Origin of the sequence: Cyanobium usitatum str. Tous, from assembly GCF_003011885.1 — a bacterium.
GTDB classification, from domain to species: Bacteria; Cyanobacteriota; Cyanobacteriia; order PCC-6307; family Cyanobiaceae; genus Cyanobium_A; species Cyanobium_A usitatum.
In genome coordinates this window covers 261755-275616 of sequence record NZ_PXXO01000001.1, presented here as the reverse complement: position 1 = coordinate 275616, position 13862 = coordinate 261755, and the positions used below count along the sequence as shown (strand labels likewise).

The 13862-nt window shown below is 67.1% G+C and carries 13 protein-coding genes and 2 pseudogenes; 11 read left to right on the top strand and 4 right to left on the bottom strand.

What is annotated here, in order from left to right; all coding sequences use genetic code 11:
- The first annotated feature begins 48 nt into the window (after nucleotides 1-48).
- Nucleotides 49-576, top strand: coding sequence for a CDP-alcohol phosphatidyltransferase family protein (locus tag C7K55_RS01420; protein ID WP_106501598.1), 528 nt, complete (start codon nucleotides 49-51; stop codon nucleotides 574-576).
- On the opposite strand, the gene C7K55_RS01415 is transcribed toward C7K55_RS01420, so the two are convergent.
- The 4 genes and pseudogenes from C7K55_RS01415 to C7K55_RS13850 all read right to left on the bottom strand — a co-directional run bounded on the left by C7K55_RS01415 (nucleotide 562) and on the right by C7K55_RS13850 (nucleotide 3372).
- Nucleotides 562-1485, bottom strand: a complete 924-nt coding sequence (locus C7K55_RS01415; protein ID WP_106501597.1) for an oxidoreductase — start codon at nucleotides 1483-1485, stop codon at nucleotides 562-564. The two genes, C7K55_RS01420 and C7K55_RS01415, sit on opposite strands and share 15 nt — an antisense overlap.
- 45 nt (nucleotides 1486-1530) lie before the next feature.
- On the bottom strand, nucleotides 1531-2448 hold the full coding sequence (locus tag C7K55_RS01410; protein ID WP_106501725.1) for an NAD-dependent epimerase/dehydratase family protein: 918 nt from the start codon (nucleotides 2446-2448) through the stop codon (nucleotides 1531-1533).
- Nucleotides 2449-2508: 60 nt separating this feature from the next.
- Nucleotides 2509-3201 (bottom strand): annotated as a pseudogene (locus C7K55_RS01405) (substrate-binding domain-containing protein); the annotation flags it as partial.
- Between the two features lie 18 nt (nucleotides 3202-3219).
- Entirely contained in the window at nucleotides 3220-3372 is a 153-nt protein-coding gene (locus tag C7K55_RS13850) for a hypothetical protein (RefSeq protein ID WP_206603454.1), read from the bottom strand.
- Nucleotides 3373-3551: 179 nt separating this feature from the next.
- On the opposite strand from C7K55_RS13850, the pseudogene C7K55_RS13965 reads away from it, so the two are divergent.
- The 10 genes and pseudogenes from C7K55_RS13965 to glnT form a co-directional block, all read left to right on the top strand.
- Nucleotides 3552-3752 (top strand): annotated as a pseudogene (locus C7K55_RS13965) (TIGR02450 family Trp-rich protein); the annotation flags it as partial.
- Nucleotides 3753-3782: 30 nt separating this feature from the next.
- On the top strand, nucleotides 3783-4547 hold the full coding sequence (hisA, locus tag C7K55_RS01400; protein ID WP_241518103.1) for a 1-(5-phosphoribosyl)-5-[(5-phosphoribosylamino)methylideneamino]imidazole-4-carboxamide isomerase: 765 nt from the start codon (nucleotides 3783-3785) through the stop codon (nucleotides 4545-4547).
- A gap of 159 nt (nucleotides 4548-4706) precedes the next feature.
- Nucleotides 4707-5069 (top strand): Fur family transcriptional regulator, encoded by a 363-nt coding sequence (locus C7K55_RS01395; protein ID WP_106501595.1) that lies wholly within the window; start codon nucleotides 4707-4709, stop codon nucleotides 5067-5069.
- A gap of 73 nt (nucleotides 5070-5142) precedes the next feature.
- Nucleotides 5143-6759, top strand: a complete 1617-nt coding sequence (locus tag C7K55_RS01390) for a DUF3685 domain-containing protein (protein WP_106501723.1) — start codon at nucleotides 5143-5145, stop codon at nucleotides 6757-6759.
- Nucleotides 6760-6799: 40 nt separating this feature from the next.
- Nucleotides 6800-7414 (top strand): thylakoid membrane photosystem I accumulation factor, encoded by a 615-nt coding sequence (locus C7K55_RS01385; protein WP_106501594.1) that lies wholly within the window; start codon nucleotides 6800-6802, stop codon nucleotides 7412-7414.
- Entirely contained in the window at nucleotides 7414-8787 is a 1374-nt protein-coding gene (gene fumC, locus C7K55_RS01380; protein ID WP_106501593.1) for a class II fumarate hydratase, read from the top strand. Before C7K55_RS01385 ends, fumC begins: the two co-directional genes overlap by 1 nt.
- Nucleotides 8788-8858: 71 nt before the next feature.
- Entirely contained in the window at nucleotides 8859-10619 is a 1761-nt protein-coding gene (locus tag C7K55_RS01375; RefSeq protein ID WP_106501592.1) for a putative bifunctional diguanylate cyclase/phosphodiesterase, read from the top strand.
- 5 nt (nucleotides 10620-10624) lie between these two features.
- A complete protein-coding gene (locus tag C7K55_RS01370; protein WP_106501591.1) occupies nucleotides 10625-11542 on the top strand; it encodes a fatty acid desaturase in 918 nt (305 codons plus the stop codon).
- On the top strand, nucleotides 11539-12540 hold the full coding sequence (locus C7K55_RS01365) for an alpha/beta fold hydrolase (protein WP_106501590.1): 1002 nt from the start codon (nucleotides 11539-11541) through the stop codon (nucleotides 12538-12540). Before C7K55_RS01370 ends, C7K55_RS01365 begins: the two co-directional genes overlap by 4 nt.
- Nucleotides 12533-13849: a type III glutamate--ammonia ligase gene (glnT, locus tag C7K55_RS01360; RefSeq protein WP_193486060.1), complete on the top strand. Its 1317-nt coding sequence runs from the start codon at nucleotides 12533-12535 to the stop codon at nucleotides 13847-13849. Before C7K55_RS01365 ends, glnT begins: the two co-directional genes overlap by 8 nt.
- The last annotated feature ends 13 nt before the right edge of the window (nucleotides 13850-13862 follow it).

Sequence of the window (13862 nt, the reverse complement as noted above, 5' to 3'; positions counted from 1 at the left end):
CCAAACAAGACGACTGGAGCCATTCTGGGGCCGAGCACGGCAGACACGATGGCGACGCAACGGATACGCCAACTGGCCGACGGCCTCACCGTGGCCCGGGCCGTGCTGGGACTACCGCTGATCGTTGCTCTGGCGGGGGGCCAACCAGTCCTGGCCTGGTGGCTGCTGCTACTGGGCGGCTTGAGCGACTGGGCCGATGGCGCCCTGGCACGCCGGGCCGGCGGCGGCTCGGTGTGGGGAGCCCGCCTCGATCCCCTCACCGACAAAATCCTGATCAGCGCGCCGCTGCTGTGGCTTGGAGCGGAGGGGATCCTGCCCCTGTGGGCGATCTGGCTGCTGCTGGCCCGGGAACTACTTATTTCTGGCTGGCGCGCCGCTGAAGCCAGCGGCGGCCCGGCCTCCTGGAGCGGCAAGCTCAAAACGATCCTGCAATTCGCCAGCCTGCTGCTGCTGCTCTGGCCCAACGGCTGGGGTTTCGGACTGGCGGCAGCATTCCAGACCGCTGGCTTCTGGCTGTTCTGGCCGTCGTTGCTGCTGGCGCTGAGCTCGGCCTGGGGCTACCTACGCAAGCCCTAAAGCGGTGAGCTCCTCGCTGCGTTGCCAGAGCCGCTGGCGCTGATCGGCATCGAGGGCCGCGGGGGCAATGCGCACCTCGGTGGGCCAGCCCCGCATGCCACCAAACTGATTTGGTCCGTAGTGGCCGCCTGGGGTGGCTTCAGGTGCGGTGGCGGCAAACAACTGGGGCAGCGCTCCCATGGCCGCGCTCTGCAACAGCGGGCCCATCAGCCGGTAGGCCAGGGGTTCAAACCACGAACCGTTGGCAGCCACCGAGGCCAGCTGAAGGTTGGTGCGGGCAAAGCCCGGATGGGCCGCCAGCGACAACACGGCCTGTCCCTGATCGCGCAGCCGCTGCTGCAGCTCTAGGGCAAACATCACATTGGCGAGCTTGCTCTGGCCGTAGGCAGCCCAGCGGTCGTAGCGACGCTCGCCCTGCAGATCGTCGAAAGCAATCCGGCCGAAATACTGGGCCCCTGAGGTCACGCTCACCACCCGTGCATTCGGGCGGTCTGATAGCAGCGGCAGCAGGGCCAGGGTGAGGGCGAAATGGCCCAGGTGGTTCACACCCAGCTGCATCTCGAAGCCGTCGGGGGTGAGCTGCCGCGGCAGGGCCATCAGGCCGGCGTTGTTGATCAGCAGATCCAACCGGCCGTAGCGATCGGCAAATTCCGCAGCGGCACGACGCACGCAAGCCAAGCTGGCCAGATCAAGCTCCAGCAGCTCAACGGCACCACCCCCGCTAGCGGCCGCTGCCTGTAATTCATCCTTGGCCAGCTCTGCCCTGGGCAGGCTGCGGCAGCCGAGCACCACGGTGGCGCCCTTGGCCAGTAGCGCCCGAGCCGTTTCCAGGCCCAGGCCGCTGTTGGCGCCGGTGATCAGGGCCAAGCGGCCGGCCTGATCGGGAATGGAGTCGGTAGTCCAGTTCATGGCAGGAGCCTATGGAAATAGGCCCCTAACCTGCGGCAGGGGTGCTCAGCCGATCAAGGCCTCGTCTGCGGAGAAATCGGGGCTGGTGGGAGTCCGCAGGGCGTAGTCTTTGATGTAGCTGTCGGCGATGGTGGCCTCGAGGTCAAAGGCCGGCTCCCAGGCCAGTTCGCGCCGCACCCGGGTGGTGTCGGTGAGGAAGTGGGCCAGGCGCAGCGGGAATGCCTTGCGGGCTTTTTTATCGAGAGCAGCGGGATCGAAGCTGCGGATTTCCACAGAAGCGAGCTCCTTGCCGGCCGCCCGGGCAGCTGCCTGCACCAAGCCGCGGAAGGTGACGCCCTGGCTGCCGGTGCAGTTGTAGATGCGGTTGGCGGCGGCATCCACCTCGATGCAGCGAGCCATGGCGGCGGCTAGGTCTGCCACATGGCCCAGCTGGGTGATCGTGCTGCCATCGCCGGGCAGGGGCACGGGCCGGCCGTGCACGATGCGATCAAAAAACCAGCTCTCCACAGGGTTGTAGTTGCCCGGCCCCACGATGTAGGTGGGCCGGAAGCTGGTGAAAGCGATGCCCTCGCTGCGCAGCCAGGCTTCGGTTTCGGCCTTGCCAGCGTGGCGGCTGGCGGGATCAACGGGGCTGTTTTCATCGAGGGGCCAAAGCTCGCTGTCGGCATAGACGCCGGCCGAGCTCACATACACAAAGCGATGGGCCGGAGGCCCGGTGCGCTCTATCACAGCGCGGGAATCCTCAAGGCTGCGGCCCGAGCTATCGACGATCACATCAAAACTGCGACCCACCAGCGGCTCCAGCCCCCCAGCAGTGCTGCGGTCGCCGATCAGGTGCTCCACCCCGGCCGGCGCAGGCTTGTTGCCTCGGGTAAACAAGGTGAGGGCATGGCCTGCATCCTGCAGCCGCTCCACCAGCGGTTTGCCCACGAAGCGGGTGCCGCCCATCACCAGGATGTTCATGCTGCTGCCACCGGGGCCGCGAAACTGGGCGCCATTCAAACCCCCGGCCAGCAGAGGCTGTTACTCCACCACCGTGATCCCCGTGTCGATCCGCTCGATCGGTGGCGCCGCCAGCGTCTGCTGCCAGAGGGACAAGATCGACCAGTAGCCCTGGGCCCTCGGCTTAGTCGCCACGCTGGAGTTCACCACGCCGCTGCGTATTTGGCCCACCAGCTCGGGCAGATCATCAATGCCGACCGCCTGCACACGACCCTGGGCCCCCAGGCTGGCGATTGCGCGTCCGATGCCGATCGGCCCGCTGGCGTCGCTGGCAACCCAGCCCCGCAGCGCCGGATGGGCCTTCATCGTGGCAAGAGCCTGCTGCTCGGCGGTGGCGATGGAGTCCTGATCGCTGGGGGTGGCAACGACCTGGATGCCGGGAAAGCGGCGGAATACCTCCTGATGGCAGCGAAATCGAATCGCATGATTTGGCGCCGTGGGAACGCCCTGCATGATTGCCACCTCACCACGACCTGCCAGCAGCTTCACCAGGCGCTCAGAGGCAAGCTGGGCCTGCTTGCAATAGTCGTTGCCCACGCTGGTGATCGGCAAGCCGGCTGGTGCTTCGGAATCGAAAATCGCCAGCTGGATCCCATCTGCCCGAGCGCGGACAAGCAGGGGAGTTAGGCGGTTGGCGTCCAGCAGATCGATGAAAATTCCATCAGCCTTGGAATTGATGGCCCGGCTGAGGATCGCTTGTTGCTGCTCCACCGTGGCCTGGGCCGGGGGCTGCTAGTCCACGGTCACTGGCCGTCCCGTCTGGCTAGTAATCATGCGGGCCGCAGCCAAGGCCCCCAGTCGCACCTCCTCAAACCAGGGGTGACTGACTTTCGGAACCAGCACAAAACGCAGCGCCGTTTTGGCCGGTTCCGCCCTAACGGGCATCAACATCGCTCCTGCAGCAACGCCTAAGCAGGCGAAAACCCTGACGGCACTCCTGCCGATTCCGCCTGCAAAGGAGGCTTGTCGAACTCGGGCCATAGGGAGCACAAATGGGTTTCTAATTTTGGCTGCCAAGACGGCCCCGTAAACCACACTTTGGTTCTGGTTTGCCCCTTTCAGTGATGCGTCTGGCCAAGGCCTACACCGCCCAGCCCACCACCATCACGTCGTGGCCCGCCGGCAGCCGCGGCTATCGCCACTTCTCCCTGCTGGGGGAGCGGGGCCAGGGCGCGGAACGGGCTGTGGAACTCCAGGCGGTGCTGGAGCGGGGCTTTCGGTTGGTGGTGCCGCTTGGTGAGCTGCGCAACCGGCAGCTCTGGCAGCCTGGCTGGCAGCAATTGCCTCCAGCAGCCATGCAGATAATTCCCGCCATCGACCTGCTCGATGGCCACTGCGTGCGGCTGCACCAGGGCGACTACGACCAGGTAACGCGCTTCTCCGACGACCCAGTGGCCCAGGCCCTCAGCTGGCAGCAGCAGGGAGCCAGGCGGCTGCACCTGGTGGATCTAGACGGCGCCCGCAGCGGCCAACCGGTCAATGATGCGGCAGTGAAGGCGATCACCACTGCCCTCAGCATCCCCGTGCAGCTAGGGGGTGGGGTGCGCAGCGCCGAACGGGCTGAGGAGCTGCTGAGCTTCGGACTGGATCGGGTCATCCTCGGCACCGTGGCTCTTGAGCAACCCGAATTAGTCGATGAGCTGGCATCGCGCTATCCAGGCCGGATCGTGGTGGGCATTGACGCCAAAAACGGCAAGGTGGCCACCCGCGGCTGGATCGAAGAGAGCAGCACCGAAGCCACCGCCCTAGCCCAGCGCTTCTGCGCCAGCGGCATCGCCGCAATCATCAGCACCGACATCGCCACAGACGGCACCCTGGCGGGCCCCAACCTCGAAGCCCTGCGAGCCATGGCGGAAGCCAGCGCCGTGCCGGTGATCGCCTCCGGCGGCATCGGCAACCTGGAGCACCTGCTGTCGCTGCTGAGCCTGGCGCCCCTAGGGGTGGAGGGGGTGATCGTGGGCCGGGCCCTCTACGACGGACGGGTGGATCTAGCTGAAGCCCTGCAGGCCATCGGCGAGGGCCGCCTGCAGGATCCCTCCAGTGCCTCGATGATGGCCTGAACCGGCAGCCTGCCCCGATGGCAAAAGCGGATCGCTGCGACCTGCCCTATAACAGATTGAGTCTGTTTTGAGGCGTGTCGCGTGAACGCCGGCGCCCTTCCCCCAATCAATCCATCAACCTGCGTAGACGACGTCTACCAGCGTTGCCGCGACCTGGGCATGAGGCTCAGCCGCCAGCGCCGCATGGTGCTCGATTTGCTTTGGGTTGAGAAAAGCCATCTCAGCGCCCGCGACATTTTTGAAAAGCTCAACAATCTGGGCCGCAATATCGGGCACACGTCTGTTTATCAAAATCTCGAAGCCCTGCAGACAGCTGGGGTGATCGAATGCCTCGACCGGGCCAGTGGCCGGCTTTACGGCTATCGCAGCGATCCCCACAGCCACCTCACCTGCTCGCAATCAGGCGCCATCCAAGACCTTGACGTCGAGCTACCGCGCGAGTTGCTCGACCAAATCGAGCGCCGTACCGGCTTCGCCATCGAGACCTACACCCTGAATCTCACCGGCCGGCGCCGCAGCTGAATCCCTGCGCCCACCCAGGACTGGAGAATCCGCTCCAGCATCGGTACCTTTGACGCATGCCCTGCCCAAACCCGTGAGTTCGCAGCTGCTGCTGTTTGCCGAACCGCTGCTGCGCGATGGCCTCACCCGCCTGCTCAAGGCTCAGGCGGGGCTGTACACCGTCGCTGAGCGGCCAGAGCAACTGCAAGGGCTGCCCCAACTGGTGATCTGGCAAGCCAGCAGCGGCGACCTCCAGGGCGGGCGCCTGGCAGAAGAACTGCTGCGCCTGCAGGAGCGCTGGCAGCCGGCCCCGCTGCTGCTGCTGCTGCCGCCGGCCCATGGTCTGGGCGGTGATGCCCTGCTGCAGCTGCCGGCGGCTGGAATCCTCGAGTCGCCCGAACCCCAGGAGTTGCTGGCGGCCCTCGCCACCCTGCTTACAGGCGGGCGCGTACTGGCAGCAGCGGCAGGCAGCGCCTCCCCCCGCCCAGCAGCCCACCCAGCAGCCAGCCCGGCCCTGGGACTGGGCCAGTGGCTGCTGATCAGCGGCCTGCAGCAGATCGACGCAGACCTCGCTGCCATCAAGCGCCTGCTGACGCCGCCGCCCACCAACCTGGTGCTGCTGCTGGTGCTGCAGGGCCGCCTGCGCGAACTCTCGGCAGCCCGCGAGCTGCTGCTGCTGCTTTGGGGGCCGCTGAGTGTGGCCTGGGGCGCGCCCGATCCCTTCCCCAGCCCGGAGCCCGTGCTGGCGATCACCCTGCAGCAGCGCAGTGCCGATGGCATCTGGCGCGCCATTCGTCAGCGGCTCGAGGCCGGCAGTGGTGCCGAGCTCAGCAACCAAAGCGGCCAGCTGCTGGCCTTGGAGGGCCTCAGCCCCGAGCGGCGGCGCGACCTGCTGCTGGCCCTGCTATGCCAAGTAGACAGCCTGCGCCAGCGGCTACTTGCCGACCCCGCTCCGCTGCAGGAGCGCTGGGAGCAGTGGCAGCCCGAGCTGCGCCAGCAGGCCATGCGCAGCCTGGTGAATTCCTACGTGCAGCTGCCCTGCGAAGGCAGCCTGCTGCCGGTGGCCGACAGCCTGCTTCGCAGCAGCGATCTGACGGGCCGCGACCCGGAGCTGCCCGAGGCCCAGCCGATGCTGGCCTCCCTGGTGCGGGCCCAGCCCCTGCTGGTGGATGGCCAGCTGCTGGCCGCCGACGAACCGCGGGCCGTGCTCTACCTCGAACTCCTAGTGAGCAACTGGCTGGTGCGCAGCGCCGAACTGGTGAGTGCCGAGCTGCTGGCCAGCTGCGCCAGCTGGCCCGAATTGCGTCGCTACCTGCTCCAGCCCGAGCTACTCGCCACCCGCAACCTGGAGCGGCTGCGCAACCAGCTCAACGCCCAACTGCGTTGGAGCAGCTGGGTGGAGCGGCCAATCAGCCTCTACGAAAGCCGCCGCCGGCTCTACTGCCTGCGCGATGGCGCCATCCGCTGCCAGGAGCTCACCGAACCCCGCGACGCTGAACTGCGCCAACTGGGCTGGCTGCAGCAACTGGTGACCCTGGCCCTGGAAAGCCGCGATGCCCTAGCGCCCCAAGTGCAGGGCCTGCTGCGAGGCCTCGGCGATCTGGTGGTGGTGCTACTCACCAGGGTGCTGGGCCGGGCCATTGGCCTGGTGGGCCGAGGTATTGCCCAGGGCATGGGCCGGGGCATCGCCAAGGGCGTGGGCCGCAGCTGACGCCCCTCCACAATGGCTTTAAACGAGCTTGCAAGCTGGCATGGGGCGAAATAAGAACGGGCAACACGGGATCGGGGCACGGGCCTCAACCCTTCAGCCCATCCTGCGACTCCTGCTCAGTTCAGCCCTGGGGCTGCTGCTGGCTGTGGGCCTGGTGGGCCTCGGTAGCCGTCCCGCCCAGGCCTCGCTCACAAGCAACAGCTACGACGGCAACATCTACGCCCTCTACGCCGGCAACGGCTCCCTGGTGCCGCCCCGCAGCAGCCTTGCCCAGGCCCTGGAAGACCACCGCACCACCGTTGTCGTCTATTACCTCGACGACGACGCAGCCAGCAAGCAATTCTCGGCGGTGGTCTCGGAGCTGCAGCGGGTGTGGCTCAACAACATCGAACTGATTCCGCTGGTTACTGATCCGCTCCAAAACCGGGCCGACACCGGCCCCAGCGATCCTGCCCACTACTGGTCGGGCCTGATCCCCCAGGTGGTGGTGTTCAACAGCGAGGGGCAGGTTGTCTTCGATGAGCAGGGCGCCGTGAGCGTCGATGCCATTAATGCCGCCGTCAGCCACGCCACCGGCATCCCCCTACCCGAGGGGGGCACCACCAGCACCACCGAGAGCTTCAACGAACTCAATTCCGAGGTGGTAAGCCGCTGATGGGCCGCCTTGAAAGCGACAGCATGGGCGCCATCGAGGTGCCCGAGCAGCACTACTGGGGCGCCCAGACCCAGCGCTCAATCGAATATTTCCCCTTCGGCCAGGCCATGCCCCTGGCGGTGCTGCACGCCTTCGGAGCGCTCAAGGCAGCCTGCGCCGAGGTGAATATGGCCAAGGGCAAGCTCAATCCGGAGCTGGCCACCCTGATCGTGGCGGCTGCCGAGGAGGTGGCCTCCGGCACGCTTGATGCTGAATTCCCACTGAAGGTGTGGCAGACGGGCTCCGGCACCCAAACCAACATGAACGTCAACGAGGTGATCGCCAATCGGGCGATCGAAGCCGCCGGTGGGGTGCTGGGCAGCAAGAGCCCGGTGCACCCCAACGACCATGTGAACCTCAGCCAATCCAGCAACGACACCTTCCCCGCGGCCCTGCATGTGGCCGTGGCGATTGAGCTGGAGCGCACCCTGCTGCCCGCCGTGGAGGCGCTGCGCGCCGCTCTGGCCGTAAAGGCCGAGGCCTTTGCCGCGATCATCAAGATCGGCCGCACCCACCTGCAGGATGCGGTGCCCCTGAGCCTGGGCCAGGAGTTCAGTGGCTACGGAGCCCAACTGGATCTAGCCCTGGAAACCATCCGCGCCAGCCTGCCCCAGGTGCGCCAGCTGGCCATCGGCGGCACGGCGGTGGGCACCGGGCTGAATGCCCCCAGCGGCTTCGGCGAAGCGGTGGCGGCGCGGCTGGCCGAGCGCCTCGGTCTGCCCTTCAGCAGCGCGCCCAATAAGTTTCAAGCCCTGGCCGGCCACGAGCCCCTGGCCGCGGCCCACGGGGCCCTCACCGTGCTGGCGGGTTCGCTGCTGAAGATCGCCAACGACATCCGCTGGCTTGCCAGTGGCCCACGCTGCGGCCTGGGGGAGCTGGTGATTCCGGAAAACGAACCGGGCAGCTCGATCATGCCCGGCAAGGTGAATCCCACCCAGGCCGAGAGCCTGACCATGGTGGCCGTGCAGGTGATGGGAAACAACACCGCGGTGCAGCTGGCCGCCAGCCAGGGCAACTTCGAGCTGAATGTGTTCAAGCCGGTGATCGCCCACAACGTGCTCGAAAGCATCGAGCTGCTCGCTGGCGGCTGCACCAGCTTCCGCCAGCATTGCGTCGAGGGGCTCAGGGCCAATGAAAGCCGCATCGAAACCCTTCTGGATCAAAGCCTGATGCTCGTTACGGCCCTCACCCCCGCCATCGGCTACGACCGGGCCTGCGCCATCGCCAAGCACGCCCACAACCACCAGCTCAGCCTCAAGGAGGCCGCCCTGGTGCTCGGCGAGATCAGCGCTGAAGAGTTCGATCGATGGGTGCAGCCCGAGCAGATGGTGTGAGGGGCTGAAAAACCGGCCAGTATTAAGCAAGAGGGTTCATACCTTCACGGGCCAAGCGGAGAGATAAGACGATGACCCTATTTTTGAACGACAGCGCCTTTGCTGATGCCGGCATCCCGATGGCCTTTGTTGTTCCCAGCGATGAGCGGGGTGGTCTGGGCTTGATCCAGTCAGCCAATGGGGCCATGGCCTTTTTTACCGGCCGCTCGATGGAGGCGCTGACGGGGCTGGCGTTTGCAGAGCTTGTGCACCGCGACGATGTCGCCCTCGGGGAAGACCAGCTCGCCAGACTGAGCAGTGGCCAGGTAGAGAGCTGCAGCTTTGAGAAACGCTTTGAACACGCCGATGGCCATCGCACCTGGGGACTAGTAACGGTGGCCCAGGGCAACGACGCTGGTGGCAGCCGCCAGGGGACCTTGGTGGTGCAGGTGCACGACATATCCGAGCGCAAGCATTTCGTCGGCCAGCTGGAATACTTCGCCGACCACGACCCGCTCACCTCGCTATTCAACCAGCGCCGCTTCCGCATCGACGTCGACCGCCAGCTCGCCTACGGCCGCCGCCATGGCGGCGGCGGCGCTGTGCTGATGCTCGACCTTGACAACTTCAAGGAGGTCAACGACGAGTACGGCCACGCCGCCGGCGATGCCCTTATTATCGCGGTGTCCGCCGCACTCACCGGCAACTCGCGCGAAACCGATCTGGTGGCCCGGCTGGGGGGCGATGAATTCGCCGTGCTGCTACCGGAATCCAGCCTCAGCGAGGCCGAAACCCACTCCGAAAAGCTGCTCCAGGCCATAGGTGCTGTGGTTGTGGAGGGGGTCGGCCAAGGCATCACCGTGGCCGCCAGCTGCGGGGTGGCAGGTTTCCACAGCGACGATGGCCAGTGCGCCGACGACGTGTTGATAAACGCCGACCTGGCCCTGTACCAGGCCAAGGAATCGGGCCGAGGCTGCGTCAAGGTATTTGCCGCCGACAGCGGCCTGCACGAAAAGGTGACGGCCCGGTTGCTGTGGTCGGAGCGCATCCGAGAAGCCCTCGACCACGACGGCTTCGTGCTGCACGCCAAACCGGTGATCGATCTGCAAACAAATGCGGTGGCCTTCTACGAGCTGGTGATCCGGCTGCGGGCCCCCGGAGGCGTCCTGATTCCCCCGGCGGTGTTCCTCTACACGGCCGAACGCTTCGGCATGGCCATCGACATCGATGAGTGGGTCACCGGGCGGGCCATCACCTTGCTGGAGGAGATGAACCAGGCCCAACCCATCGCCCTGGGGGTGAACATCAGTGGCGCGTCCCTGCAGGGGGATCGTTTCGCCCAGTTCCTCGAAACCCACCTGGCAGGCACCAGCTTCCCCCGCGAGCTGCTGATCTTTGAGCTCACGGAATCGGTGGCGATGGCCAACCTCGAACGGGCCCGCCAGTTTGGCCGGGTGCTCACCAAACTCGGCTGCCGGCTGGCGCTGGACGACTTCGGAGCCGCCTTCGGCAGCTTCTACTACCTCAAACATCTGCCCGTCGATCTGCTCAAAATCGCCGGGGAATACGTGCGCGGCCTGGGCATGGAACACGACCCCGCCGACCGCCTGATCATCGAGGCGGTGGTGAAGCTGGCCAAGGGACTCGGGACCATGGTGGTGGCTGAGTTCGTGGGCGACCAAGAGACCCGTCAGGAACTGCTGGCGATGGGGGTGCGCCTGGGCCAGGGGGCCTTCCTCGGCCCCTCCCGGGACGTCGGGGAGATTGAAAGTCTCCAACCCCAGGGCGCCCTGCAAGACACTCAAACGGTCACATCGCCTACCGAAGCCGGGGCTCCCGGGCTGGTGGGATAGGGCCCATGGCCCAATCCAACCCACCCCTGCTGGAGCGCGATGCGCTGGCCAGCCTCAACCAGCTGCGTGATGGCCCCGCAGCCGTGCGCCTGGCCAGCCACCTGCTGACGACTTTGGCGGGCGGCCTGGTGTGGGGCCAGGCGCCCTGGCCCCTGGGTCTCAGGCTGGCGGGTCTGCTGCTGTGTGGCATTGGCCTGGCCACCTGCTTCGCCCCCCTGCACGAGTGCTGCCATCGCACGGCCTTCCGCAGCCGCCGCGTCAACGACGGCGTGGCCTGGATCGCCGGGCTACTGAGCTTCTACAACTCCACCTATTACCGGCGCTACCACCAGTGGCACCACCGCTACACCCACCAACCGGGCCTCGATCCCGAGCTGGAGGATCCCGTTCCCACCAACCCCTGGGCCTATCTCCGCGAGGTGAGCGGCTGGAACTGGTGGACCGGTAAGTGGAGCGGCTACACGCGGCTGCTCTGGGGAGACCTCAGCGGCCTGAGCTACCTGAGCCCTGAGGCCATTCCCCAGGTGCGGCGCTCCGTGCGGCTGCAGTTCGCCGTTTACGCCGTCCTGGCCCTGGCCTCCCTGGTGGGCGGCACCGGCTTTCTGTTCTGGTTCTGGCTGCTGCCCCTGGCGCTCGGTCAGCCCGCGCTGAGGGTTCTGCTGCTGGCGGAACACACGGGCTGCAGCTTCAGCAGCGACGGCACCGACAACACCCGCACCACCCTCACCCATCCGGCCGTGCGCTGGCTGATGTGGAACATGCCGTTCCACGCCGAACACCACCTCTACCCCTCCCTGCCCTTCCACGCCCTGCCCGCCGCCCACGGCCCCATCGCCCCGCACCTGCGCCACTGCGATCGGGGCTACCTGGCGGTGCACCGCCGCCTGCTGCGCAACCTGCCGGCCCTGGGCCTGCCGGCATGAGCGCCACCGCTGTCGCCCGTCGCGCCCAGCACGCCCTGGGCGACCTTCCCCTGGCCTGCGGCCGCACCCTGCCTGGGGCCCAGCTCAGCTACCTCACGATCGGTGAGCTCAACGCCCAGCGCTCCAACCTGATCCTGGTGCCCACCTCCTATGGCGCCCGGCCCGAGGATCTGGCCTGGCTGGCGGGGCCGGTGCTGGATCCGGAGCGGTGGTGCATCGTCATCGCCGGCATGTTCGGCAACGGCGCCTCCAGCAGCCCCAGCCACGGGGCCATGGGCCTGGCCGAACAGGGCTGGGTGGTGAGCCACCGCGACAACGTTGCCGCCCAACGGCGACTGCTGGCGGAGGTGTTCGGTGTCGAACGGCTCCCCCTGATCTACGGCTGGTCGATGGGGGCCCAGCAGGCCTACCAGTGGGCCGTCGATCACCCGGAGGCGGTGGAGCGGATCTGCTGCGTGTGCGGCACCGCCCGCACCTCCCCCCACAACCGCCTGTTCTGCCTCAGCCTGCGCCAGGCCCTCACCGCCGATCGCCACTGGAACGGTGGGGGCTTCAACGCACCGCCGGAGCAGGGGCTGCGCACCTACGCCCTCATCTACTCCAGCTGGGCCGCCAGCCAGCCCTTCTTCCGCAGCCTCGCCGAACCGGTCGAAGACCACGTGGAGCAGCAGTGGCTGCCCCACTACCAACGCCACGACCCGCGCGACCTGATCGCCATGCTCGACACCTGGCTGGCCCACGACGTGGCCTCCGGCGGCGACCTGGCCGCCAGCCTCGGCCGCATCCAAGCCCGCACCGCCGTGGTGGCCGGCAGCCACGACCTCTACTTCCCAGTCGACGACCTGGCCGCCGACAGCGCCGCCATCCCGGGAGCGGAGCTTCACGTGCTCCGCTCGGAACTCGGCCACCGGGCGGGCAACCCCCACAGCAGCCGGGCCGAGCAACAGAGCCTGCGCCACATCGTCGACACCCTTCTCCAGCAACCGTCCCATGTCTGATCTCGCCCAGCGGGTGCAGGAGCTGCAGCTCCGGTTCCTGCTGATCTCCTTCACCGACCTGTTCGGCATCCAGCGGGCCAAGCTCGTGCCGGCCTCGGCCGTGGCGGGCATGGCCCGCGATGGGGCCGGCTTCGCCGGCTTTGCGGCCTGGCTGGATCTCTCCCCCGCCGATGGCGACGTGATGGCGATCCCGGCGGCGGCCAGTCTCACCCCCCTGCCATGGCAGCCGGGGGTGGGCTGGGTGGCGGCCGAGCTCCAGCTCAATGGCCAGCCGATGGAGCAGTGCCCCCGCCGCCTGCTGCGGCGCCAGCTGGAGCGGGCCGCTGAGCGGGGGCTGGAGCTGCGCAGCGGCGTGGAAGCTGAGTTTTTCCTGCTCGATCCCAGCGGCGAGCGGATCGGCGATAGCGCCGACAGCCAGGAAAAGCCCTGCTACGACCAACTGGCCTTAATGCGCCGCTACCCCCTGATCGGCCCCCTGCTGGAGGCGATGGAGCAGCTGGACTGGGGGCCCTATCAAGCCGATCACGAGGATGCCAACGGCCAATTTGAGGTCAACTGGACCTATGCCAACGCCCTCACCACCGCCGATCGCCACGCCTTTTTCAAGGTGATGGTGAAATCCCTGGCGGAGCAGCAGGGGCTGCGGGCCAGCTTCATGCCCAAACCATTCGCCGCCCTCACCGGCAATGGCTGCCACACCCACCTCTCCTTGTGGGGCACGGCGGGCAGCTCGCAAGCGGGCCGCAACCTGTTCCACGATCCCGTCGGCGAGCTCGGCCTATCGCCGCTTGCCTACCACTTCCTGGCTGGCCTGCTAGCCCACGCGCCGGCCCTGAGCTGCCTGAGCAACCCGACGGTGAACAGCTACCGGCGCCTCGCTGCCCCGCCCACCACCTCTGGTGCTACCTGGAGTCCGGGCGGCATCAGCTACACCGGTAACAATCGCACCCACATGGTGCGCATCCCCGACGACCAGCGCTTAGAGCTGCGCCTCCCCGATGGTGCCGCCCATCCATACCTGCTGCAGGCTGCAATCCTGGCGGCTGGACTCGATGGCATTGAGCGCCAGCTCGATCCCGGCCCCCGCAGCGACAACGACAACTACGCCAAGCCCCTGGAGCCCGGCAGCTGCGGCAGGCTGCCGGTCAACCTCGGCGAGGCCCTCGATGCCTTCAAGGCCGACTCGGCCCTGCGCCAGGCCCTGGGCGAAGAGTTTTGCCAGGCCTACGAAAAGCTGCGCCGGCGCCAATGGCAGCGCGAACGCGGCGACATCAGCGACACTGAGCGCCGCGCTTGCCTGGATTGTTGAGCCCGGCGAGCGG

Excerpts from the sequence above, each read along its gene's own strand:
- fumC (WP_106501593.1), top strand. The coding sequence starts at position 7,414 with ATGGGCCGCCTTGAAAGCGACAGCATGGGCGCCATCGAGGTGCCCGAG.
- C7K55_RS01385 (WP_106501594.1), top strand. The coding sequence starts at position 6,800 with ATGGGGCGAAATAAGAACGGGCAACACGGGATCGGGGCACGGGCCTCA.
- C7K55_RS01415 (WP_106501597.1), bottom strand. The coding sequence starts at position 1,485 with ATGAACTGGACTACCGACTCCATTCCCGATCAGGCCGGCCGCTTGGCC.
- C7K55_RS01395 (WP_106501595.1), top strand. The coding sequence starts at position 4,707 with ATGAGGCTCAGCCGCCAGCGCCGCATGGTGCTCGATTTGCTTTGGGTT.
- C7K55_RS01365 (WP_106501590.1), top strand. The coding sequence starts at position 11,539 with ATGAGCGCCACCGCTGTCGCCCGTCGCGCCCAGCACGCCCTGGGCGAC.
- glnT (WP_193486060.1), top strand. The coding sequence starts at position 12,533 with ATGTCTGATCTCGCCCAGCGGGTGCAGGAGCTGCAGCTCCGGTTCCTG.
- hisA (WP_241518103.1), top strand. The coding sequence starts at position 3,783 with ATGCAGATAATTCCCGCCATCGACCTGCTCGATGGCCACTGCGTGCGG.
- C7K55_RS01375 (WP_106501592.1), top strand. The coding sequence starts at position 8,859 with ATGACCCTATTTTTGAACGACAGCGCCTTTGCTGATGCCGGCATCCCG.
- C7K55_RS01420 (WP_106501598.1), top strand. The coding sequence starts at position 49 with ATGGCGACGCAACGGATACGCCAACTGGCCGACGGCCTCACCGTGGCC.
- C7K55_RS01370 (WP_106501591.1), top strand. The coding sequence starts at position 10,625 with ATGGCCCAATCCAACCCACCCCTGCTGGAGCGCGATGCGCTGGCCAGC.
- C7K55_RS13850 (WP_206603454.1), bottom strand. The coding sequence starts at position 3,372 with ATGCCCGTTAGGGCGGAACCGGCCAAAACGGCGCTGCGTTTTGTGCTG.
- C7K55_RS01410 (WP_106501725.1), bottom strand. The coding sequence starts at position 2,448 with ATGAACATCCTGGTGATGGGCGGCACCCGCTTCGTGGGCAAACCGCTG.